Here is a 19,564-nt window from a genome sequence, read left to right as displayed (position 1 = left end):
CCGAACGGCATTGCGTGAAAGGCAACGTCTTGGCGGCGCCGCTCGCGTGCGCGCGCCGCCCGACGAGCGTCGTGTCGTCAGCGCCAGTTGGCCTCGTAGAAGCGCACGTAGCCGCTGCGCAGCGTCACGCATTGCGCACGCGTTTCCGACAGCAGGCGGCGGGCCGCCGCCTCGATGCGCTCGCGGTGCTGGTCGAATGCGCCGACCATATCCTCGAAGCGCGGCGATGCCGCGCCGAAGTGGTCTTCCAGCGCCTCGGCGGTGATCTGACATTGGACGCGCTCGCCATTGACCAGTGCCGTGAACCCCAGCATCAGGTCACGCCCCGAATACTCAGGCTTCTCGTTCGTGAAATGGATCTGCATGGGAGCCGCCTCGACCGGTAGAAAACGAATGACCGCGTCCGTCGTCCGCTACCGGCCGGACGAAATGTACGCGGGCTCGCCGGCGGAGGCCCCGGCCGCGGAGTGTGGCGCGGTCGATGCATGCCGGTTGAATTCCACTTTAGACGGTTTCGCGCGGGAGACAAAAATTTCGGTGTGCGTCGTTCCGACGCGCATTTCGTCTGATCTGCGCGGCATCCGGCACCGTTTCGCGAACGGCGTCAGTGCGGATCGGTCGGCCAGATGTTGAGGGCGATCGCGGCAGTCGTGACGCCCACCGCAATCGCGGCCGCCCCGTATCTCACCGCATCGCCCAGATCGAACAGCAAACCGTGGATCGCCACGGCAATGCCGCCCAGCATGATGAAAGTGGCGATGGCCGCCAGCACGACTCTCAGTTCCGTCCGAACCATGATGCGTCTCCCGAACGGATGCATGTCGCGTCGCATGCATGTTGCAGTGCGGAACACGGCGCGTGCGTGCTCCATTTCCATGATTGCAGGCGGGTGCTTAAAAGCAAGGGGATTTTGCTCCCCGGTCGCGCATCGCACGTGGCGCTTGTATGATGATGCGTGCCCGGACGGTCGGCTGTCGCGCCGAATGGTGCACCGCGAGCGGAGCCGCACTGCGCCGCCGATTCCGATCCGGTCGGCCCCGACGGCCCCGGGGAACAGGAGACACATCATGCCGCAATCCTTCGTGCTGCCCGCCGCCGCGGGGCGTACCGACCTGCTCGCGCAGGCGCATGCGCGTTCGACCGCGGTCGGCCTGCGCGCGCACGAACGCCCCGATTTCTCGCCGCTGTCGCGCGTCGCGCTGCGCGAGCTGCTCGACACGAACCACACGCTGTTCTCGCACGCCCGCCCGGTGATGGAGGACCTCCACGCGCAGATCGCCGATACGCAAAGCCTCGTGCTGCTGACCGACGCCGACGGCGTGATCCTGCACAGCATCGGCGACGCGGACTTCATCGAGAAAGCCAACCGCGTCGCGCTGTGCAACGGCGTGTCGTGGGCCGAAGGCGCACGCGGCACCAATGCGATCGGCACCGCGCTCGCGTCGGGCCAGGCCGTGGTCGTGCACGGTGCCGAACATTTCCTGCGCGCGAACCACATCCTCACCTGCGCGTGCGCGCCGATCGTCGATCCGTTCGGCCGCACGCTGGGCACGCTCGACGTGAGCGGCGACCCGCGCGGCTCCAGCCCGCATACGCTCGCGCTCGTGCGCATGTCCGCGCAACTGATCGAGAACCACCTGTTCGCGAACCAGTGCGGCGAAGCGTTGCGGCTGCGCTTTCACGCACACGAGGATTGCGTCGATTCGCTGTTCGCCGGGCTCGTCGCCTTCGGCCCCGACGGCGGGCTGATCGCCGCGAACCGCAGCGCGCAATTCCAGCTCGGCGCGTCGTTCGACGCACTGCAGCATCAGGCGAGCGACGCGTTGTTCGGCATGCGCTTCGGCCAGCTCGCGCAGCAGGCCGCCCGCGCGCCGGGCGCCACGTTCCGCCTCACGCTGTCGACCGGCGTGCGCGTGCTCGCCCGCTGCGAGTTCCCCGAAACGCAGAAAACCGCCGTCGCGGTCACGCCGCCCGCACCGGCCGCACGCGTGCGTGCGCCGGACCCCGACGCGATCACGTTCGCGACGCTCGACACCGGCGACGCGCGCATGGCCGCCGTGCTCGAACGCGTCGCGAAGATCCGCGGGCGCGACCTGCCGCTGCTGATCCTCGGCCAGACCGGCACCGGCAAGGAGTGGCTCGCCCGCGCGCTGCACCAGGCGTCGCCGCGCGCGGACGGCCCGTTCGTCGCGGTCAACTGCGCGGCGCTGCCCGATTCGCTGATCGAGGCCGAACTGTTCGGCTATGAAGACGGCGCGTTCACGGGCGCCCGCAAGCGCGGCAGCCCGGGCAAGATCGCGCAGGCCGACGGCGGCACGCTGTTTCTCGACGAAATCGGCGACATGCCGCTCGCGCAGCAGGTGCGGCTGATGCGCGTGCTGCAGGAGCGCGCGGTGATGCCGCTCGGCGGCGCACGCGCGGTGCCGGTCGACGTGCGCGTGGTCTGCGCGACCCACCGCGATCTGCGCGCGATGATCGCGGAAGGCACGTTCCGCGAAGACCTGTTCTACCGGATCAACGGGCTCGCGGTCACGCTGCCGGCGCTCGCCACGCGCACCGACCTGCCCGCGCTCGTCGAGCGGATCCTCGCAAGGCTCGCGCGCAGCGAGCCGATGCCGCGCCGCCTCGCGGCGGACGTGCTCGACGCATTCGCGCGCCACCGCTGGCCCGGCAACCTGCGACAGCTGACCAACGTGCTGCGCACGGCCGGCATGCTCGCCGAAGACGAAGCCGAGATCACGCTCGCGCATTTGCCCGACGATTTCTGGCTCGATTGCGACGATGCGCCGGCCACGCCGGCCGCCGTATCGTCCCCCTCGGTCGGCAGGCGCGAAGGCACGACGCTGCAAAGCCACCAGGCCGCGATGATCGACGCGGTGCTCGCACGGCACGGCGGCAACGTATCGGCGGCCGCGCGCGAGCTCGGCCTCGCCCGCAATACCGTGTACCGGTATCTGCGGCGGCACTGACGCCCACGGTAGGCGGCCGTCGGCCGCCGGCGCGTTCGGGTATGCTTGGCGCGTTGCCGCCGACCCGCCGCCCGCTTCAGTCATGACCGACCCAGAACAACCGCCCCTCGTGCGCATCGAACCGCTCGGCGCGACCTTCGACGCGCCCGGTTCGCTGACCGTGCTCGAAGCCGCCGCGTTCGCGCGCGTATCGCTGCCGCGCTCGTGCCGCAACGGCACGTGCCGAAGCTGCCTCTGCCGGATCGTCAGCGGCAGCGTACGCTACACGATCGAATGGCCGGGGCTCTCCCGCGAGGAAAAGGCCGACGGCTATACGCTGCCGTGCGTGGCCGTCGCGACGTCGGATCTCGTGCTCGACGTGCCCGAGGCGGTCATGCTCGACTAGGGCCTGCATGGAGAACGTGATGGTCCAGCAAACCGATCGCATCGAAAAACAGACGCTGCTCGCCGCGTCGCCCGACCGCGTCTGGGCAGCCGTGAGCCATTCCGGCGAATTCGGCCAGTGGTTCGGCGTCTCGTTCGACGGGCCGTTCGAAGCGGGCCAGCCGCTGTTCGGCCGCATCACGCCGACCCGCGTCGACGACGACGTCGCGAAGGCGCAGGAGCCCTATGCGGGCACCGTGTTCGAAATCGTCGTCGACCGCATCGAGCCCAGGCAACTGCTCTCGTTTCGCTGGCATCCGTTCGCGATCGATCCGGATTTCGATTACGCGTCCGAGCCGATGACGCTCGTCACGTTCACGCTCGCGGCGCAAGCCGGCGGCACGCTGCTCACGGTCACCGAAACGGGTTTCGACGCGTTGATCGAAGCGCGTCGCGCAACGGCGCGCGACATGAACGACCAGGGCTGGGCCGCGCAGATGACGCTGATCGCGAAGTATCTGGCGAAGCACGCATAGCGCGCCGCGATGCCGCACGTTCGCGCCGACCGGCGGCCCGACGTGCGTGGCATAATCGCCCGCATCGTCGTCCACCCGCCGCCGCGCATCGCATGCTGAGTCGTCGTCTCCGGAAGATCGGCAGTCTGATCGGGATGCTCGCCATCCTGATGACGGCGCTCGCGCCGACGATCTCGCAGGCGCTGACCGCGCAAGGGCGCGTCGACGCACTGCTGGCCGGCTACTGTTCGGCCGCGCCGGCCGCCGGCGACCACGCCGCCGATTCGTCGACGAAAAGCCTGCAGGCCCATCTCCAGGCATGCGGCTACTGCAGCCTGCTCGCCCATACCCCCGCGCTGCCCGCCCCCGAGCTGACGTTCGCGGCCCACGTGCACGCGACCGAGCATCGCGCGGCAACCCGCTTCGACAGCCTGCGCCGCGCGCTGCCGCTCACGGCCGCGCAACCGCGCGCCCCGCCGTTCACGTCCTGATCCGTCGTCATCGCACGCGATGCCGTCGTGCATCGCGTCGTCCGCGCACGCTGCCCGCGTGCGCGACATGTCACGTTTCGAAGGACGATCATGTCTCACCCTGCTGCGCGCGGCGTCATGCCGGGCGCACGGTTGGCCGCCACCGATCCGGATTGCCGTGCCTGCACTCGCCCGCATGCGAATGCCTGCCCTCGCACGTCCGCGCCGTACGCTGCCGGACATCGATGCCGCTCGCGCAGCCGTCCGTCGAATCCGTCTTTTTCCATCCGATTCGTCACTCGCTCAACCGCCATGAGAACCCTCACTTTCGTTCGCGGCGCACTCGCCGCATTCGGCTTCGTCGTCATCCAGGCCGCCCATGCGCATGCGCTCCCGAAAACGCAGGACCCGGCTCCCGACGCCACGCTCTCGGCCGCGCCGCACGCGGTCACGATCGATTTCGGCGAGGCGCTCGAACCGGCATTCAGCTCGATCGCCGTGACCGACAGCCACGGGCAGTCGGTCGTCGACGGGAAGTCGGCCGTCGACGCCGGCAACCGGAAGCGCATGCACGTCGCCCTGGCGAGCCTGAAGCCGGGCACCTACACGGTCGCGTGGATCGCGGTGGCCAGCGACGGCCACCGCACGCACGGCCGCTACGCATTCACGGTCAAGTAACGCGCACGGTGCGCATCGGCGCGCCGCGCCGATCGCATTCGCATCGATGCCTCCGGCATCGCACACGACAAGGAAAACACACGATGAAACGCTCGATTCCGACCGGCCTGCTCGTGGCGCTGGCGCTGCACGCGTCCGCCACGTTCGCGGCGCCCGCCGTGCAGGCCGATGCATGCTGGATCCGCACGATGCCGGCGACGGTGCCGTCCTCCGGCTACCTCACGCTGAAGAACGACGGCGACGCGCCCGCGACGCTCACCGGTATCGACACGCCCGCGTACGGGATGGCGATGGTGCACGAAACGCAGACGAGCGGCAGCACCGCGAAAATGGTTCACGTCGACTCGGTCGTCGTGCCCGCACACGGCACGCTGACGTTCAAGCCGAAGCGCTATCACGTGATGCTGGAGGAACCGCGCCGGGCCGTCGCGCCCGGCGCGAAGGTGCCGTTCAAGCTGCATTTCGCGGACGGCTCGACCGTGTCCGTGACCTGCGACGCGAAGGCGCCGACCTACGCCGGCCAGTAACGCCGCCGGCCTCTCGATCGAAGGAGACGCACATGAAAGACCGCCTGCCGCTGGCCGACCTGATCGTCCGCTACCGGACGCCGCTGAACCTCGCGGTGCTGATCGTCTGCGGGATATGGGCCGCCTGGATCGCATGGATGACGCGGCCTGCCGCGATCGACACGCCGCCGTCGATTCCCGCGTACTGCATGCGCGACGCGCACTGACGCATCGCGACCGCACGGTTCCGGCGGCGGCCCGCGCCATTATTGGCGTGGCACCATCGCTTCATCCCGACCGCCGGAACCGCCTTTCGGAGCGCCGCATGCCCATTCAGACCTGGCTGCTGTTTGCCGCAGCCTATCTCGCCACGACGCTGTCGCCGGGGCCCAACGTGCTGCTCGTGATTCGCAACACGGTGCGCTACGGCGCGCATGGCACCGCCGCGACAATCGCCGGCAATCTCGTCGCGCAGGGCGCGGTCGTGCTGCTGGTCGCGCTCGGCGTCGGCGCGGTGCTGGCCGCGATGCCGCCGCTGTTCGTCGCGATGAAGGTGGTCGGCGCCGCGTACCTGATCTTTCTGGGTGTCCGGCAGCTGCGCGGCGACCGCAAGGCGGCCGCACCGAGCGGCGCCGCGGAGCTCGCCGTGCCCGATCGCCGGAAGCTGTTTCGCGAAGCGCTGTTCGTGTCGGGCAGCAATCCGAAAACGATGATCTTCCTGTCGGCGTTCATGCCGCAGTTCATCGTGCACGACCGCCCGCTCGCGCTGCAGTTCGTCGTGATGTACGCGACGATCGCGTGCACGGTCGTGGTCGTTCACTGCATCTATTCGGCCGGCGTGCGCCGCCTACATCGCGGCTTCGGCATGAGCCGCGCGGTGCGCGCGCTCAAGCGCGCGAGCGGGCTGCTGTTCGTCGGGCTCGGCATCAAGCTGCTGACCGCGCGGCAGGCATGAACCGGCCCCATCCCGTCAGCGCAGGCGAGCGGCCAGCGCGGTCGTGATCTCGTCGAACGACGGCCGCGCATCGACGTCCTCGTTCACGCACGCCGCCGCCAGCGCGTCGAGCGCCCCGGTGTGCGGTTCGCAGCGCGCGAGCAATTCGCCGAGCAGATAGCCGAACGCGCGCACTTCGAGCCGCTCGAACCGGGCGCCGTGGGTGCGCTCGTTCAGGTCGTACGGCGACGCCGCCCCGAAATCCCCGAGCAACGCGCCGCCCGCGCCGTCGTGCAGGATGTTGTGCGCATACAGGTCGCCATGCATGATGCCGCGCGCGTGCAGATGGCCGGCGGCCGACGCGATGCCGTGCGCGATCCGCAGCGCGTGCGCCGGATCGAAGGTCGCATCGGCGGCATAGACGTCGCGCGTGCAGGACGCGAAGCTCGGCGGCCCCGCGAGATTCGTCAGCGCGGGATCGACGAGTTCCATCACGAGGCCGTGCGTGCCGCCCGGATGCCCGCGCACCTTGCCGATCACCGGAATCAGGTTCGGGTGACGGCCGGCATGCAGGCACGCGGCCATTTCGCAATCGGGCAGGCCGTCGCTCGTCACGGCGCCCTTGAACAGCTTGACCGCGACCGTCCGCGGCGGCTGGCTTTCCGCCTGCCACTGCGCGCGGTAAATGACACCCGACGCACCCTCGCCCAGCTTCTCTTCGCATGACAGCGCGGCCCAGTCGATCTCCGCGACGTCCGCTCCGCCGGACGCCGCCGCCTCCGGCCCCGCGCCGAGCGGATTGCCGGCCACGGCAAGCCATGCGAGACGCGGCAGGCGCGGCAGCCAGTCGGGCAACGCCTCCAGCCGGTTCGCCGACAGGCGCACCAGCTCCAGCGCGCGGCACGCGGCCATTTCCGCGGGCAGCGCGCGCAGCCGGTTGCCGGCCAGCATGAGCTTCTGCAACCGCGCACAGTCGCCGATGTCGGCCGGCAGTGCATCGATCGCGTTGTCGGTCAGGATCAGCCAGCGCAGCGCACGCGGCAGCGCGCCGCGCGGCACCGTGCGGATCCGGTTCGCCTTGAAGCCGATCATCTCGAGTCGTTCGCACGCGCCGAGCCCGGCGGGGAAAGCGGTGAAGCGGTTGCCCGATGCGAACAGGATGCGCAACCGATGCAGCCGCGGCAGGTCGTCCGGCAGCGCGGACAGCGCATTGCCGGTCAGGTCGAGCACTTCGAGCGTGTCGGCCAGATCGAAGATCTCGCGCGGAAATTCGGTCAGTCCGCACGCGAGCTTGAGTTGCCGCGCGCCCGACAGTTGGCCGGCCTGCAGTTGTTCGAGGGTGTGGGTCACGGAAGAAAACGGGTGGCGGTTGCGGGGACCCGTCGGGTCGATCGGACGATTCTACCGGGATCGATCGCGTGCCCGTACCCGACTTTGTCATCCCCCCTTCACAAACGCGAAATGTGACGTTAGAATTGCGCCCCTTGCAGTGCCGACGTGGTGAAATTGGTAGACACGCTATCTTGAGGGGGTAGTGGCGAAAGCTGTGCGAGTTCGAGTCTCGCCGTCGGCACCAGATGCGTTTTCCTCGCATTCCAGCATTTCCGAAACCCGCGACAGCAGATGGCTTCGCGGGTTTTTTGTTGTCCGCTACGCGAGCAGCAGAAAATTCCGCACCACCGCGGACGGCTCGTCGCAGCGCGACGCAATGGCGAGCCTCGCGCGAAACGCGTTACCCACGAACGGCCGGTATACGACCCCGGGCACCTGCACCTGCGTGATCGCCTTCGGCACGACCGACACGCCGAGCCCGGCCGCCACCAGCGTCACCGCGGACGCGATCTGCGGCGCCGGCTGCCCCATGCGCGGCTCGAACCCGGCGGCCTTGCAGGCAGCGACGATGTCGTCGAACAGCGCGGCGCCCGCCGCGCGCGGCACCTGCACGAACGATTCGTCGGCCAGCTCCGCCAGATCGATGCGCCGCCGCTGCGCGAGCCGGTGCGCGACGGGCAGCGCGACGAACATCGGCTCCTCGTCCCAGTCGGCTACCCGCAGCGTCGCGGCGACGCGGCGCTCGGGCCGCACGATGGCGACGTCGAGGCGCCCGCTTTCCAGCGCCTCCAGCAGCACGCCCGACGTCGCTTCCTGCAACGTCAGCTCGGCATCCGGAAATGCCTCCCGAAAGCGGTGAAGCAGATCCGACACTTTCGGATTGAACGCGGCCGTCCCGGTGAAGCCCACCCGCAGATGGCCGGTTTCCCCGCGCGCTGCGCGCCTGGCCGCCCGTGCCGCGCGCTCGGCATCGTCGAGCACGCGGCGCGCCTCTTCCGCGAAGACCTCGCCCGCCAGCGTCAGCTCCGCGCCGCGCGCGGTCCGCTTGAACAGCTCCACGCCGAGCTCGTTCTCGAGCGCCTTGATCTGCTGGCTCAACGGCGGCTGGCCGATGCCGAGCGCTTCGGCGGCCTTCGTGAAATTCGACGCGGCCGCGACGGCCAGAAAGTAGCGCAGATGCCGGAGTTCCATTCGTGATGCGACCTCGCGATGAGTCGGATTGGCCAGTCAGTCAGCCAGTGTCAAAACATATTGCTACGGTTCATTTCATATATTGGACATATACATGACCGTGCGCAAGAATTCGTGTATTCCGTCGCACATCGAGTGCCCTCATGTCCTCCGCTTCGATTTCCCGCTCCCTGCCCGGCACGCAGAACACCGCGCCCGATGCGCTGCCGGCCGGCGTGTCCCCGCGCTCGGCCGCGTACAAGCGCATCGCGCTCGCGCTGTTCCTCGCCGGCTTTGCCACCTTCTCGCTGCTGTACTGCGTGCAGCCGCTGCTTCCCGCGTTCGCACGCGAGTTCGACGTCGGCGCGGCGTCGAGTTCGCTGTCGCTGTCGCTGTCGACCGGGATGCTCGCCGTGTCGATCCTGTGCGCCGGCGCGCTGTCCGAACGGGTCGGACGGCGCGGACTGATGTTCGTGTCGATGACGCTGGCCGCGCTGTTCAACCTGCTCGCCGCGCTGTCGCCGAACTGGCACCTGCTGCTGGTCTGGCGCGCGCTCGAAGGCTTCGCGCTGGGCGGCGTGCCGGCCGTGGCGATGGCCTATCTCGCGGAAGAAATCGCCGCCGACGGGCTCGGCTTCTCGATGGGGCTCTATGTGGGCGGCACCGCGTTCGGCGGCATGATCGGACGGATCGGGATGAGCGCGCTCGAAGAGCACTTCTCGTGGCGCACGGCGATGCTGTCGATCGGCGTCGTCGATCTGCTCGCGGCGATCGCGTTCGTGATGCTGCTGCCGGCGTCGCGACGCTTCGTGAAGCGCACCGACCTGACGCTGCGTCACCACCTGCGGCTGTGGCACGCGCAACTGCGTCACGCGCGCCTGCCGTTCGTGTTCGCGATCGGCTTCCTGGTGATGGGCGCGTTCGTGACGATCTACAACTACGCCGGGTTCCGGCTGATGGCGGCGCCGTTCAACCTGAGCCCGACTGCCTGCGGGTTGATCTTCGGCGCGTACCTGTTCGGGATGGTGTCGTCATCGAGCGCCGGCGCGCTCGCCGATCGTCTCGGGCGGGCGCCGGTCCTGGTCAGCGGCATCGTCGTGTTCGCGGCGGGCCTCGCGCTGACGCTGTCGCATTCGCTCGTCGCGAGCGTCGTCGGCATCGTGCTCGTGACGATCGGCTTCTTCGTCGCCCATTCGGTCGCGAGCGGCTGGGTCGGCGCGCTCGCGGGCGCCGCGAAGGGGCATGCGGCTTCGCTGTACCTGCTCGCCTACTATGTCGGGTCGAGCGTGCTCGGCTCGGTGGGCGGCGCGTTCTGGCAACGCGGTGCGTGGGTGAGCGTCGCCGCGTATGTCGCGGTGCTGCTCGCCATCGCGTTGCTCGCGGCGCGGCGGTTGAACCGAGCGTGATGCGACGCCAGCCGACGATCGCGCGCTCGGCGCCGGTCGCTGGCAGCGCGTGCCGGCTGTTCGCGGGCTGCGGCAGCATGGCCGATTCCTAGCCGGCCAGCCAATATTAGGAAAACGAACTGAAGCTGTCGGGCATGCAGGCGGCGATCCGCCTGCGCGATGCGGCAACGCAGACGCCCGGCCCCGCGCAGGTGTCGGCGTCGTCGATCGTCGACTGATTCGCGTCGACCGTCACAGCAACGGCAGCGTTTGCCGGATATGGTCGGCGAATGCTGCCGTCAGGTGCGACGGCCGCTTCCGGTCGAACCGCAGCGTGATGCCCACGGCCGGCAACGGCGGCAAGCGCGGATCGCCGTTGACGATCGCGAGATCGGCCGGCACGGCCGTCTGCGTCATCACCGCGAACGCCTGCCCCGAGCGCACCAGCGCGATCAGCCCGGCGAGGCTGCTGCTCGCATACGCGACGCGATAGTCGCGACCCGCGCGGTTCAACGCGTCGCAGGCCGCGAGGTGATCGAGCGTATCGCGATCGGACAGCGCGAGCGGCAGTGGGTCGAAATGCGCGGGCTCGAGCCCCGGATAGCCGATCCAGACCAGTTGCTCGCGGCGCATGACGTCGTCGGTCGCGCCGTCGTCCGGCACGGAAATCATCGCCAGATCGACCGCGCGCTTCTCCAGGTGTTCGACGAGCCGCGGCGTCGGCCCGCAGACGATTTCGACGATCGCCTGCGGATGCTGACTCGAAAACTGCCGCAGCAGCGCCGGCAGCCACACGTGCGCGTAATCGTCCGGGCACCCGAACCGGATCGTCCCCGACAGCCCCGTGCCGCACAGGTCGGCCATCGCCTCGTCGTGCAGCCGCAGGATGCGCTGCGCATGCACGAACAGCCGCTCGCCCGGCTGCGTGAGCACCACGCCGCGGCCGGTGCGCTGGAACAGCGGCTGGTCGACAACTTCCTCGAGCCGCTTCATCTGCTGGCTGAGCGCGGATTGCGTGCGGCCGACGCGCGCGGCCGCGCGGCTCAGCGCGCGCACCTCGGCGATCACGACGAACGAGCGCAGCAGGTCGATTTCGAGCGAAAGCGCCAAGGTATTAGCCCCTTTTCTACCTTGCATTAAAACTATTCGTTTCCATCAAACCAGACGCGCGCCTAGACTGCAAGCGACCCCTGACCTTCTGCCCGGAGCCGCCCGATGTCCCTGAACGACGACGCAACCTTCTGGCGCAACGCCAGACAGCACCTGGTCCGCTACGGCGGCACGTTCGAGCCGATGATCATCGAGCGCGCGCAAGGCAGCTTCGTCTACGACGCCGACGGCCGTGCGATCCTCGACTTCACGTCGGGCCAGATGAGCGCGGTGCTCGGCCACAGCCATCCGGAGATCGTGTCCGTGATCGGCGAATACGCGGGCAGGCTCGACCACCTGTTCAGCGGGATGCTGTCGCGGCCGGTCGTCGATCTCGCGACGCGCCTGGCCGACATCACGCCCGCCGGGCTTGACCACGCGCTGCTGCTCAGCACCGGCGCGGAATCGAACGAGGCGGCGATCCGGATGGCGAAGCTCGTCACCGGCAAGTACGAGATCGTCGGCTTCGCGCAGTCGTGGCACGGGATGACGGGCGCGGCCGCATCGGCCACGTACAGCGCGGGCCGCAAGGGCGTCGGCCCCGCGTCGGTCGGCTCGTTCGCGATTCCGGCGCCGTTCGCGTACCGGCCGCGCTTCGAGCGCAACGGCGCGTACGACCCGCTCGCCGAACTCGATTACGCGTTCGACCTGATCGACCGCCAGTCGAGCGGCAACCTCGCCGCGTTCATCGCGGAGCCGATCCTCAGTTCGGGCGGGATCATCGAGTTGCCGGAAGGCTACATGGCCGCGCTCAAGCGCAAGTGCGAGCAACGCGGCATGCTGCTGATCCTCGACGAGGCGCAGACGGGCGTCGGCCGCACCGGCACGATGTTCGCGTGCCAGCGCGACGGCGTGACGCCCGACATCCTGACGCTGTCGAAGACGCTCGGCGCCGGGTTGCCGCTCGCGGCGATGGTTACGTCCGCCGCCATCGAGGAACGCGCGCACGAACTCGGCTACCTGTTCTACACGACGCACGTGTCCGACCCGCTGCCGGCCGCCGTCGGCCTGCGCGTGCTCGACGTCGTGCAGCGCGACGGCCTCGTCGCGCGCGCGAACACGATGGGCGAGCGGCTGCGGCGCGGCCTGCTCGACCTGATGGAGCGCTTCGACTGCATCGGCGACGTGCGCGGGCGCGGGCTGCTGCTCGGCGTGGAAATCGTCAAGGATCGCCGCACCAAGGAGCCGGCGGACGGGCTCGGCGCGAAGATCACGCGCGAATGCATGAAGCTCGGGCTCAGCATGAACATCGTGCAGTTGCCCGGCATGGGCGGCGTGTTCCGGATCGCGCCGCCGCTGACCGTCAGCGACGACGAGATCGATCTCGGCCTGTCGCTGCTGGAGCAGGCGATGACCCGCGCGCTTTGACGTAACGCCGTCTCTACCTCACGCGATCCGTCGCCCCGGCTCAACCGGCCGGCGCGGCGGATTTCCGCTCGATCAGAGCCTGTTCACGCCTCCGCCGCCCACGCTTGCGCATCGGCGCCGGCCGGAATGCGCAGCGGGCTCGACGGATCGGTCGCCGCGCGCCACACGGCTTCGGCAACGTCCTGCGCATGGGTGATCGGCCCCGACGCGTCGAGCATCCGCGCGACGGCCTTGCCGACGAAGTCCGCATACGCTTCGTGTTCGAAGCCATGCATGTTGGCCCGTGCGTTGTCCGCGAAGCGCGTGCCAGGCGCACGCCCCGGCAGCACGAGATGCGTGCGCACGCCGAACGGCTCGAGTTCGACCGCCATCGATTCGGTAAACGCATTCACCGCCGCCTTGCTCGCGCGGTACGCACTGACCAGCGGCAAGGCCTTCAGCGTGACGCTCGACGTGACGTTCACGATCACGCCGGCGCCACGCGCGCGAAACTGCGGCAGCACCGCCTGCGTCACGGCGATCGTGCCGATCGTGTTGGTGTCGAACAGCGCGCGCACGGTGTCGAGCGGCGTGAGTTCGGCCGGTGCGGCCGCGCCGAAGCCCGCGTTGTTGACGAGCACGTCGATCGGGCCGGCGGCGTCGATCGCGGCGCGAATGCTGTCCGCGTTCGTCACGTCCAGCGGCAGCACGCGCAGGCGCTCCGACGGCGGTAGCACGTCGTCGCTCGGCTGACGCATGGTCGCGACGACCTGCCAGTCTCGCGCCAGAAAATGGCGCGCGATTTCGACGCCGAAGCCGGAGGAACAGCCGGTAATCAGTACGGTCTTCATGCAAACTCCTGGGATGTGTTGGGCACGTGTCCGTACGATAGATGGCCGGATCCGTATTCGCTACAATCGACAATCCGCTTTTCTTTTGCGAGAGTCCGGCAATGATCGACCCGTTGACCGAAGTCGTGACGCTGCTGCAACCGGGCGCGCGATACGCGAAGTACGTGCGCGGCGCGAGCCCGTGGGCGATCAACCGCACGGTCGCCGGCGAGCCGTTCTATTGCGCGATCCTCGACGGCGGGTGCCGGATCGCGATCGACGGGCACGCGCCGATCGAGTTGCTGCCCGGCGACTTCATGCTGATTCCGGCGGCCTACGGCGTCGCGATGTCGAGCCTCGAACCGCCGCCGCCGGGCGTCGAGACCGCACCGCCGGTCATGCTCGATCACGGCGAATACCGGATCGGCGATCCCGCGAACCCGGTCGACACGCGCATGATGGCCGGCAACTGCAGCTTCGGTTCGCCCGATGCGGCGCTGCTGGTGTCGCTGCTGCCCCGCTTCGTGCACGTGCGCGGAGAGCCGCGGCTGACCACGCTCGTGCAACTGGTGCGCGACGAGTCGCGCGCGCAGCGGCCTGCCCGCGAGATCGTGCTGGCGCGCTTGCTGGAAGTGCTGCTGATCGAAGCGCTGCGGTTCACGACCGGCACGCACGCGTCGCCCGGCCTCGTGCGCGGGCTCGCCGACACCCGCCTCGCGGCCGCGCTCCGCCGGATGCACGAACGCCCCGCGCACCCGTGGACGATCGTCGAGCTCGCGAAGGAAGCCGCGCTGTCGCGCTCGACGTTCTTCGAACGGTTCAGCCGCGCGGTCGGCGTCGCGCCGATGGAATACCTGCTCACCTGGCGCATGGCGCTCGCGAAGGATCTGCTCCGCCGCAACGAAGGCCGCATCGCCGAGATCGCGGCGCGCGTCGGCTACAGCTCGGCTAGCACCTTCAGCGTCGCGTTCACGCGGCATGTCGGCCGGCCGCCCGCGCAATACGCGCGCGACGAACAGGCGGCGGTGAGCGAAGCATGAACCGTACGCGCCACCCCTGCTCCGTCGCCTGCCTGCACGTTCCATCACGCAGCGACGACGTGCGAGGTACCCGATGACGACCGACGCAAAGGCGGCCGACACGGTCGACCACTGGCTCGTCGCGCGCCGCGACGCGGACACCGGCATCGAAAGCCTGCACGCGCATTTCAACGGCCACGCCTACGATGCGCACGATCACGACGACATGCTGGTCGGCTTCACCGAACAGGGCGTGCAACGCTTCCAGTGCCACCGCTCGCTGCATACGAGCGTGCCGGGCCGCGCGATCCTGATCGAGCCGGGCGCGATGCACGACGGCCACGCGCCCGAAGCCGGCGGCTTCACGTACGGGATGCTGTACCTGCCGCAGGCGTGGGTCGAGCGCGCCGCGCGCCGGCTCGACCTGCCGGGCCTCGGCAGCGTCGAAGCCACGTTCGGCCACACGCTCGTCGACGATCGCGGCCTCGTCGACGCGATCCGGAACGCCTTCTTCGCGATCCACGGCAACGAAGGCAGGCTTGCGCGCGACCAGACGCTCGACCGCCTGCTGATGCGACTCGGTAGCCAACTGGGCAGCTCGCCCGCGCTGGAAAGCGGCGTCGTGCCGCCCGCGATCGCACGCGTGCGCGACCTGCTGCACGAACGCATGGGCGACAACATCGGCCTCGACGAACTCGCGAGCGTCGCCGGCATCGACCGGTTCCGGCTGACGCGGATGTTCCAGCGCGCGTTCGGCACGTCGCCGCACGCGTACCTCGTGCGTTTGCGGCTGCGCGCCGCGCGCAAGCTGCTGGCCGCCGGCCGCACGCCCGCGCAGGCGGCGGCGGACGTCGGCTTCGCAGACCAGAGCCACCTCGGCCGCTGGTTCCGGCGCGCGTACCGGATCACGCCGGCCGCGTACCGGCAACTCTGCACAAACGTTCCAGACTGATCGCGCACGACGTCCGATCATGGGCGCTCCAACCAGGAGCAAGCATGTTCGATACCAAGGTAGCGCTGATCGTGCGCGACGATCTCGCCGCGTGGCAGAAACTCAACGTGGTCGCGTTTCTCGCGACGGGTGTCGCGGCCGGCGCGCCCGACGCACTCGGCGAGCCTTACGAGGATGCGGCCGGGCGCCGCTATGGCCGTATTCTCGGCCAGCCGATGCTGGTGTTCGCGGCCGATCTGAACGGATTGCAGGCCGCGCACCGGCAGGCGCTGTCGCGCGAATTGACGATCGTGCCGTACGTGCGCGCGATGTTTTCGACCGGGCACGATGCGGCCAACCGCGAAGCGTTTCGCGCCGAGGATGCGGACAATCCCGATCTGGTCGGTTTGGCGCTGCACGGGCCGAAGAAGGCCGTCGACAAGGCGGTGAAGGGGCTGGCGCTGCATGCGTGAACGCCGGTCTGCCCGCCGCGCCGGCGCCGCTCAGCGATGCGCGAGCACGTTGACGAGTTTGCCGAACGGGTCGCGCACGTAGAACCGCCGCACGCCCCACGGTTCGTCGGCCGGGCCGTATTCGACGGAAATGCCGGCCGCCCGGACGCGCTCGAGCGCTTCATCGACATCGTCGACCTCGATCGACAGATCGGGCGTCGGCGTACCCGACCCGCCGTGCGATGCAAAGCTGATCTGCACGCTCATCTGCTCGGCATTGCCATAGGTTGCGATCCAGCCGTGATCCATCAGCAGGTCCAGACCGAAGATCCGTTGGTAGAAGCGCTTCGCGTCGTCGATCGAGCGAGTATCGACGTTGGCGACGATCCGTTTGACTTTCATCGGGCTCCTTCACGAGGCGGGCAGTCTCGCGAAGCTACACCGGAATCGCACGCACCACCAGTGCGTCAACGGCCGGCCGTCTCCATGTCCGCGCAGCGCGGCCGCGCGGGCCGCGCGCCGTGCTTGCCGGCCAGCCAGACGCCGATGGCAACCACGACGATGCCGACGTAGGTCGTCACCTCGATCCGGTCGCCGAACGTCCACGCGGCCCACATCAGCGTCACCGGCGGTTCGAGATAGACGAGCGTCGCCACGCGCGTCGCCGGCATCCGCTTGAGCAGCGCCCACAGCGACAGGTAAGCGATGAAGGTCGAAAACACCGTCAGCCACACGACCGACACCCACACGTTCGGCTGCGTCGGCACGTGCAGGTCGCCGGTGACGAGCCCGCACGCCGCGAACAGCACGAGGCTCACGCAGCCCTGCACGAACAGCGGCAGGAACAGCCCGTCCTCGTTGCTGCGCGCGGCCGTCAGCGCGCGCCGCCGCTGATAGATCGTCGCGATCGACAGCCCGAACGCGGACACCAGCGGCAGCAGGTACATGACGATCCCGACCGACCCGGCCGGCAGCGCGTATTGCCCGCCGATCACGATGCCCACGCCGACGAATCCGACGACGAGCCCGGCCCACTGGCGCGCCCCGCTGCGCTCGCTGCCGCCGAACGACGTCATCGCCGCCGTGATGAGCGGCTGCAACGCCGCGACGATCGCGGCGATACCCGGCGGCAGGCCGTGCTGGATCGCGACATACACGCAGGTCAGATAGAGAAACTGCGACAGGAAACCGATCACCGCGTGATAGCGGATTTTTTCGAGCGTCAGGCGCCCGAGCTGCCGGTTGAGGACGATCGCGAGGCACAGCGTGACGAGCAGGAAGCGCCAGAACAGCAGGTTGAACGCGCCGGCCGTTTCCGCGCCGAGCTTGGCGCCGATGAACCCGGAACTCCACGACAGGACGAAAACGAGTTGAAGCAGGAAAAGCTGCATGGCGCGACGGCTCTCAGAGAGGGGCCGCGGACAGGCGCTGCTCGCCCAGGTCTTCCGGCCGGATCGGTTCGAGCCCCAGGCGGCGGTACTGCAGTTCGGCGTCGTCCCGGAGCGCGCGCCGCAGCGCCAGCCAGTTCACGACGGTGCGCGCAATGCCGTCGTCCGACGCGAGATGCCAGAACCCGTTGTCGTCCTCGCGCGTGTACGGACAATGAAACGACAGCACCAGCGACATGCGGCGCCCGGCCTCGACCGGTTCGACGCCGTGAAACAGCTTGCTGCCGTAGATCAGCAGCGCATCGCCCGCGTAGTCCAGATTCGCGGTCTTCACATGCCGGCGTTCGCGATCGTGGCGATCGAACGTTTCCGCCGTCGATTCGTAGAACAGAAAGTTGCCGCCTTCGTACTCGGCGCGATCCGACAGCACGATGTTCAGCACGAAACTGGTGCCGTCGGTGTGCCACATGCCGAGTTGCGTCTTGCCGTCGCGCTGGCCCGTCGGATAGTAGTAGTTGAACTGCGAGCGCGCGTTGGCCATCGGATACGGGATCAACGGCACACCGGCGAGACGCGACACCCTCAGCAGGAACGCGCGATCGTGCATCATGTCGTCGATGAAGCGCGAGCGGTTCGTCACAGCACGCACGCGCTTCGAGATGATCCAGTTGCTGCTCGACGCGCTGTGTTCGAGCGCGCGGCCGATCTGGCGCAACGCGCCGACCGCTTCGTCGGAAAACAACCCGCGCAGATGACACACCGCGTTCAGCGCATCCGAGCGCGTGCCGCGCATCGGCACGTCGCGATAACCGAGATCGTCGAGGTTGCGGCGGTAGCGCACCTCGTAGCCGTCGCGCAGGCACGCGCCGCTCCAGCGCATCGGCTCCGTCGACGCATCGAGCGTGCCGCCGACGTTCGCGTCGACGGACAGCGACGTCTGCAACGCCAGCCTCACCCGGCCCAACCCGCGCGCAAATACCGGCAATGCATGTCCCTTGTTCATCGCGTGCCTCGCTGTCGACCTCGCCATTCAGCCCTTGAACTGCGCAATCTGGTACACGACGCTGCCGTCCCCGCTGCGCAATTCGTCGATCACGCGGCAATTGCCGTGGCTCAGGCGAACGTGGCGGAATTGCTCCGGTGTGTATTTCAGGCAGACGTTGGTGATCAGATGGCCGTCGGCCCCCGCCTTCGACACCGGCTGCAGCGTGACCGCGACATGGAACTGGTCGCCGAGCAGATTGAGCCGCACGATCGACACATGATGCGCGCCATGCGGCTCGAAGCCCTGCTGCCGGCTGACGATTTCGGAGAACCGCACCATGTTCTCGTTCTGGTAGAAGTTGTAGATGGGCTCTTCGCGCCCCTCCACGAGCAACTGCATCTCCGACACGACATAGGTCGACTTGCCGCCGAGAGTGCGAATCAGCCGGCCGATCGTCACCGGCAACTCGTTGCCTTCCTGGAACCCGAGCATCGTGATGAACGTCACGTCCTGGCCCAGGTCGACATGGCTCCACTGCACGTTCCGGTAATCGTCGGCGATGTAGTTGAAACAGCCGGGCGTTTTCAGGAACGGCATGATCGCGTGCCGCATCGCGTCTTCCGACGACTCGTTGATGTCGACGGCCGTGTAACGCAGATGGTCCGGCCCGCCGCCGCTGACCGCCTTCATCAGCTCGGTGGTCTTGACCGGCTCGGGACCGAGCTCGATGTAATGGACATCGCGGCCGCGCGACAAGGTGGCCAGCCGCTCGCTCAACGCACCGATCGCTTCGCGCAACGAACCGTTGCCGTCGCGGTCCGCGCACAGTGCCGGGCTGCGCACGCCCAGCTCGTTCAGGTTGCGCATCAGCGAAAAGACTTCGCGCCCCGCTGCCCGTCGCCGCGCGTCATCGTCAGTGCGATGCAACGTCGAATATTTTTCGTGATTCTCGACCGTCCATACCGACTCCGCCTTCAGCTTCCTGTCCCGCACCAATGCATCTACGACAAAATCATTGATCGACATGAATCGTTCCCCGGATGCGTGCAACGCCCGACCGGCTGCCTGCCGTTGTCTGCCTGTTGACCCGAGGATAGGGATGCCCAATAATTCCGTCAATCGACATTACCTGAATCACTGA

23 protein-coding genes and 1 tRNA gene are annotated in these 19,564 nt (G+C 68.5%); 14 read left to right on the top strand and 10 right to left on the bottom strand.

What is annotated here, in order from left to right; all coding sequences use genetic code 11:
- Positions 1-77: 77 nt before the first annotated feature.
- Positions 78-365, bottom strand: a complete 288-nt coding sequence (locus tag HWX62_RS18285) for a DUF1488 domain-containing protein (RefSeq protein WP_006486743.1) — start codon at positions 363-365, stop codon at positions 78-80.
- Positions 366-604: 239 nt separating this feature from the next.
- Positions 605-796: a DUF2964 family protein gene (locus HWX62_RS18280; RefSeq protein ID WP_244136059.1), complete on the bottom strand. Its 192-nt coding sequence runs from the start codon at positions 794-796 to the stop codon at positions 605-607.
- Positions 797-1,067: 271 nt separating this feature from the next.
- Between HWX62_RS18280 and HWX62_RS18275 the strand changes: the two genes are divergently transcribed.
- From HWX62_RS18275 to HWX62_RS18240, 8 genes are all read left to right on the top strand, one after another.
- On the top strand, positions 1,068-2,969 hold the full coding sequence (locus HWX62_RS18275; RefSeq protein ID WP_175931430.1) for a sigma-54-dependent Fis family transcriptional regulator: 1,902 nt from the start codon (positions 1,068-1,070) through the stop codon (positions 2,967-2,969).
- Between the two features lie 82 nt (positions 2,970-3,051).
- Positions 3,052-3,354, top strand: a complete 303-nt coding sequence (locus HWX62_RS18270; RefSeq protein WP_175931431.1) for a 2Fe-2S iron-sulfur cluster-binding protein — start codon at positions 3,052-3,054, stop codon at positions 3,352-3,354.
- A 19-nt stretch (positions 3,355-3,373) separates the two neighbouring features.
- Positions 3,374-3,868: an SRPBCC family protein gene (locus HWX62_RS18265; protein ID WP_175931432.1), complete on the top strand. Its 495-nt coding sequence runs from the start codon at positions 3,374-3,376 to the stop codon at positions 3,866-3,868.
- Between the two features lie 92 nt (positions 3,869-3,960).
- Complete coding sequence (locus HWX62_RS18260) at positions 3,961-4,338, top strand: DUF2946 domain-containing protein (RefSeq protein WP_175931433.1); 378 nt, start codon at positions 3,961-3,963, stop codon at positions 4,336-4,338.
- Between the two features lie 291 nt (positions 4,339-4,629).
- The gene (locus HWX62_RS18255) at positions 4,630-4,995 is read left to right on the top strand and encodes a copper resistance protein CopC (protein ID WP_175931434.1); all 366 of its coding nucleotides are present in this window, start codon (positions 4,630-4,632) and stop codon (positions 4,993-4,995) included.
- Positions 4,996-5,078: 83 nt separating this feature from the next.
- Complete coding sequence (locus HWX62_RS18250) at positions 5,079-5,522, top strand: copper chaperone PCu(A)C (protein ID WP_175931435.1); 444 nt, start codon at positions 5,079-5,081, stop codon at positions 5,520-5,522.
- Positions 5,523-5,554: 32 nt separating this feature from the next.
- Positions 5,555-5,728: a hypothetical protein gene (locus tag HWX62_RS18245; protein WP_175931436.1), complete on the top strand. Its 174-nt coding sequence runs from the start codon at positions 5,555-5,557 to the stop codon at positions 5,726-5,728.
- 98 nt (positions 5,729-5,826) lie between these two features.
- Complete coding sequence (locus tag HWX62_RS18240; protein WP_175931437.1) at positions 5,827-6,456, top strand: LysE family translocator; 630 nt, start codon at positions 5,827-5,829, stop codon at positions 6,454-6,456.
- Between the two features lie 15 nt (positions 6,457-6,471).
- Here the strand turns inward: HWX62_RS18240 and HWX62_RS18235 are convergent, their stop codons facing one another.
- Positions 6,472-7,785: a leucine-rich repeat-containing protein kinase family protein gene (locus HWX62_RS18235; RefSeq protein WP_175931438.1), complete on the bottom strand. Its 1,314-nt coding sequence runs from the start codon at positions 7,783-7,785 to the stop codon at positions 6,472-6,474.
- Between the two features lie 141 nt (positions 7,786-7,926).
- Between HWX62_RS18235 and HWX62_RS18230 the strand changes: the two genes are divergently transcribed.
- Positions 7,927-8,011: transfer RNA gene (locus HWX62_RS18230), tRNA-Leu, on the top strand.
- Positions 8,012-8,085: 74 nt separating this feature from the next.
- Here the strand turns inward: HWX62_RS18230 and HWX62_RS18225 are convergent.
- Positions 8,086-8,958: a LysR family transcriptional regulator gene (locus HWX62_RS18225; protein WP_175931439.1), complete on the bottom strand. Its 873-nt coding sequence runs from the start codon at positions 8,956-8,958 to the stop codon at positions 8,086-8,088.
- 143 nt (positions 8,959-9,101) lie between these two features.
- Between HWX62_RS18225 and HWX62_RS18220 the strand changes: the two genes are divergently transcribed.
- Positions 9,102-10,343 carry an MFS transporter gene (locus tag HWX62_RS18220; protein ID WP_175931440.1) on the top strand — a complete coding sequence of 414 codons (1,242 nt, stop codon included), beginning with the start codon at positions 9,102-9,104 and terminating at the stop codon, positions 10,341-10,343.
- Positions 10,344-10,574: 231 nt separating this feature from the next.
- Here the strand turns inward: HWX62_RS18220 and HWX62_RS18215 are convergent, their stop codons facing one another.
- The gene (locus HWX62_RS18215) at positions 10,575-11,459 is read right to left on the bottom strand and encodes a LysR family transcriptional regulator (protein WP_175931441.1); all 885 of its coding nucleotides are present in this window, start codon (positions 11,457-11,459) and stop codon (positions 10,575-10,577) included.
- 78 nt (positions 11,460-11,537) lie between these two features.
- On the opposite strand from HWX62_RS18215, the gene HWX62_RS18210 reads away from it, so the two are divergent.
- The gene (locus HWX62_RS18210; RefSeq protein ID WP_175931442.1) at positions 11,538-12,839 is read left to right on the top strand and encodes an aspartate aminotransferase family protein; all 1,302 of its coding nucleotides are present in this window, start codon (positions 11,538-11,540) and stop codon (positions 12,837-12,839) included.
- 83 nt (positions 12,840-12,922) lie between these two features.
- Here the strand turns inward: HWX62_RS18210 and HWX62_RS18205 are convergent, their stop codons facing one another.
- The gene (locus tag HWX62_RS18205) at positions 12,923-13,669 is read right to left on the bottom strand and encodes an SDR family oxidoreductase (RefSeq protein WP_175931443.1); all 747 of its coding nucleotides are present in this window, start codon (positions 13,667-13,669) and stop codon (positions 12,923-12,925) included.
- A 41-nt stretch (positions 13,670-13,710) separates the two neighbouring features.
- On the opposite strand from HWX62_RS18205, the gene HWX62_RS18200 reads away from it, so the two are divergent.
- From HWX62_RS18200 to HWX62_RS18190, 3 genes are all read left to right on the top strand, one after another.
- Entirely contained in the window at positions 13,711-14,688 is a 978-nt protein-coding gene (locus tag HWX62_RS18200; protein ID WP_175931444.1) for an AraC family transcriptional regulator, read from the top strand.
- A gap of 73 nt (positions 14,689-14,761) precedes the next feature.
- Positions 14,762-15,619 (top strand): AraC family transcriptional regulator, encoded by an 858-nt coding sequence (locus tag HWX62_RS18195; RefSeq protein WP_175931445.1) that lies wholly within the window; start codon positions 14,762-14,764, stop codon positions 15,617-15,619.
- A 44-nt stretch (positions 15,620-15,663) separates the two neighbouring features.
- The gene (locus HWX62_RS18190; protein ID WP_175931446.1) at positions 15,664-16,071 is read left to right on the top strand and encodes a DUF2000 domain-containing protein; all 408 of its coding nucleotides are present in this window, start codon (positions 15,664-15,666) and stop codon (positions 16,069-16,071) included.
- Positions 16,072-16,101: 30 nt separating this feature from the next.
- On the opposite strand, the gene HWX62_RS18185 is transcribed toward HWX62_RS18190, so the two are convergent.
- The 4 genes from HWX62_RS18185 to HWX62_RS18170 all read right to left on the bottom strand — a co-directional run bounded on the left by HWX62_RS18185 (position 16,102) and on the right by HWX62_RS18170 (position 19,449).
- On the bottom strand, positions 16,102-16,452 hold the full coding sequence (locus tag HWX62_RS18185; protein ID WP_175931447.1) for a VOC family protein: 351 nt from the start codon (positions 16,450-16,452) through the stop codon (positions 16,102-16,104).
- A gap of 65 nt (positions 16,453-16,517) precedes the next feature.
- Positions 16,518-17,441 (bottom strand): DMT family transporter, encoded by a 924-nt coding sequence (locus tag HWX62_RS18180; protein WP_175931448.1) that lies wholly within the window; start codon positions 17,439-17,441, stop codon positions 16,518-16,520.
- A gap of 13 nt (positions 17,442-17,454) precedes the next feature.
- Positions 17,455-18,441: a 2OG-Fe(II) oxygenase gene (locus HWX62_RS18175; protein WP_175931449.1), complete on the bottom strand. Its 987-nt coding sequence runs from the start codon at positions 18,439-18,441 to the stop codon at positions 17,455-17,457.
- Between the two features lie 27 nt (positions 18,442-18,468).
- Positions 18,469-19,449, bottom strand: a complete 981-nt coding sequence (locus HWX62_RS18170) for a hypothetical protein (protein ID WP_175931450.1) — start codon at positions 19,447-19,449, stop codon at positions 18,469-18,471.
- Positions 19,450-19,564: the final 115 nt, after the last annotated feature.

The sequence above is a fragment of the Burkholderia sp. BCC0506 genome (assembly GCF_902833145.1).
In the GTDB taxonomy this organism is placed as follows: Bacteria; Pseudomonadota; Gammaproteobacteria; order Burkholderiales; family Burkholderiaceae; genus Burkholderia.
Note: the sequence above shows the minus strand (reverse complement) of the source record. Positions and strands in the feature narration are given on the sequence as shown.

Coding starts and splice junctions, on each gene's coding strand:
- HWX62_RS18260 (WP_175931433.1), top strand. CDS start 3,961: ATGCTGAGTCGTCGTCTCCGGAAGATCGGCAGTCTGATCGGGATGCTC.
- HWX62_RS18245 (WP_175931436.1), top strand. CDS start 5,555: ATGAAAGACCGCCTGCCGCTGGCCGACCTGATCGTCCGCTACCGGACG.
- HWX62_RS18270 (WP_175931431.1), top strand. CDS start 3,052: ATGACCGACCCAGAACAACCGCCCCTCGTGCGCATCGAACCGCTCGGC.
- HWX62_RS18170 (WP_175931450.1), bottom strand. CDS start 19,449: ATGTCGATCAATGATTTTGTCGTAGATGCATTGGTGCGGGACAGGAAG.
- HWX62_RS18225 (WP_175931439.1), bottom strand. CDS start 8,958: ATGGAACTCCGGCATCTGCGCTACTTTCTGGCCGTCGCGGCCGCGTCG.
- HWX62_RS18280 (WP_244136059.1), bottom strand. CDS start 796: ATGGTTCGGACGGAACTGAGAGTCGTGCTGGCGGCCATCGCCACTTTC.
- HWX62_RS18200 (WP_175931444.1), top strand. CDS start 13,711: ATGGCCGGATCCGTATTCGCTACAATCGACAATCCGCTTTTCTTTTGC.
- HWX62_RS18275 (WP_175931430.1), top strand. CDS start 1,068: ATGCCGCAATCCTTCGTGCTGCCCGCCGCCGCGGGGCGTACCGACCTG.
- HWX62_RS18190 (WP_175931446.1), top strand. CDS start 15,664: ATGTTCGATACCAAGGTAGCGCTGATCGTGCGCGACGATCTCGCCGCG.
- HWX62_RS18185 (WP_175931447.1), bottom strand. CDS start 16,452: ATGAAAGTCAAACGGATCGTCGCCAACGTCGATACTCGCTCGATCGAC.
- HWX62_RS18215 (WP_175931441.1), bottom strand. CDS start 11,459: ATGCAAGGTAGAAAAGGGGCTAATACCTTGGCGCTTTCGCTCGAAATC.
- HWX62_RS18285 (WP_006486743.1), bottom strand. CDS start 365: ATGCAGATCCATTTCACGAACGAGAAGCCTGAGTATTCGGGGCGTGAC.
- HWX62_RS18205 (WP_175931443.1), bottom strand. CDS start 13,669: ATGAAGACCGTACTGATTACCGGCTGTTCCTCCGGCTTCGGCGTCGAA.
- HWX62_RS18240 (WP_175931437.1), top strand. CDS start 5,827: ATGCCCATTCAGACCTGGCTGCTGTTTGCCGCAGCCTATCTCGCCACG.
- HWX62_RS18195 (WP_175931445.1), top strand. CDS start 14,762: ATGACGACCGACGCAAAGGCGGCCGACACGGTCGACCACTGGCTCGTC.
- HWX62_RS18250 (WP_175931435.1), top strand. CDS start 5,079: ATGAAACGCTCGATTCCGACCGGCCTGCTCGTGGCGCTGGCGCTGCAC.
- HWX62_RS18175 (WP_175931449.1), bottom strand. CDS start 18,441: ATGAACAAGGGACATGCATTGCCGGTATTTGCGCGCGGGTTGGGCCGG.
- HWX62_RS18180 (WP_175931448.1), bottom strand. CDS start 17,441: ATGCAGCTTTTCCTGCTTCAACTCGTTTTCGTCCTGTCGTGGAGTTCC.
- HWX62_RS18210 (WP_175931442.1), top strand. CDS start 11,538: ATGTCCCTGAACGACGACGCAACCTTCTGGCGCAACGCCAGACAGCAC.
- HWX62_RS18265 (WP_175931432.1), top strand. CDS start 3,374: ATGGTCCAGCAAACCGATCGCATCGAAAAACAGACGCTGCTCGCCGCG.
- HWX62_RS18255 (WP_175931434.1), top strand. CDS start 4,630: ATGAGAACCCTCACTTTCGTTCGCGGCGCACTCGCCGCATTCGGCTTC.
- HWX62_RS18220 (WP_175931440.1), top strand. CDS start 9,102: ATGTCCTCCGCTTCGATTTCCCGCTCCCTGCCCGGCACGCAGAACACC.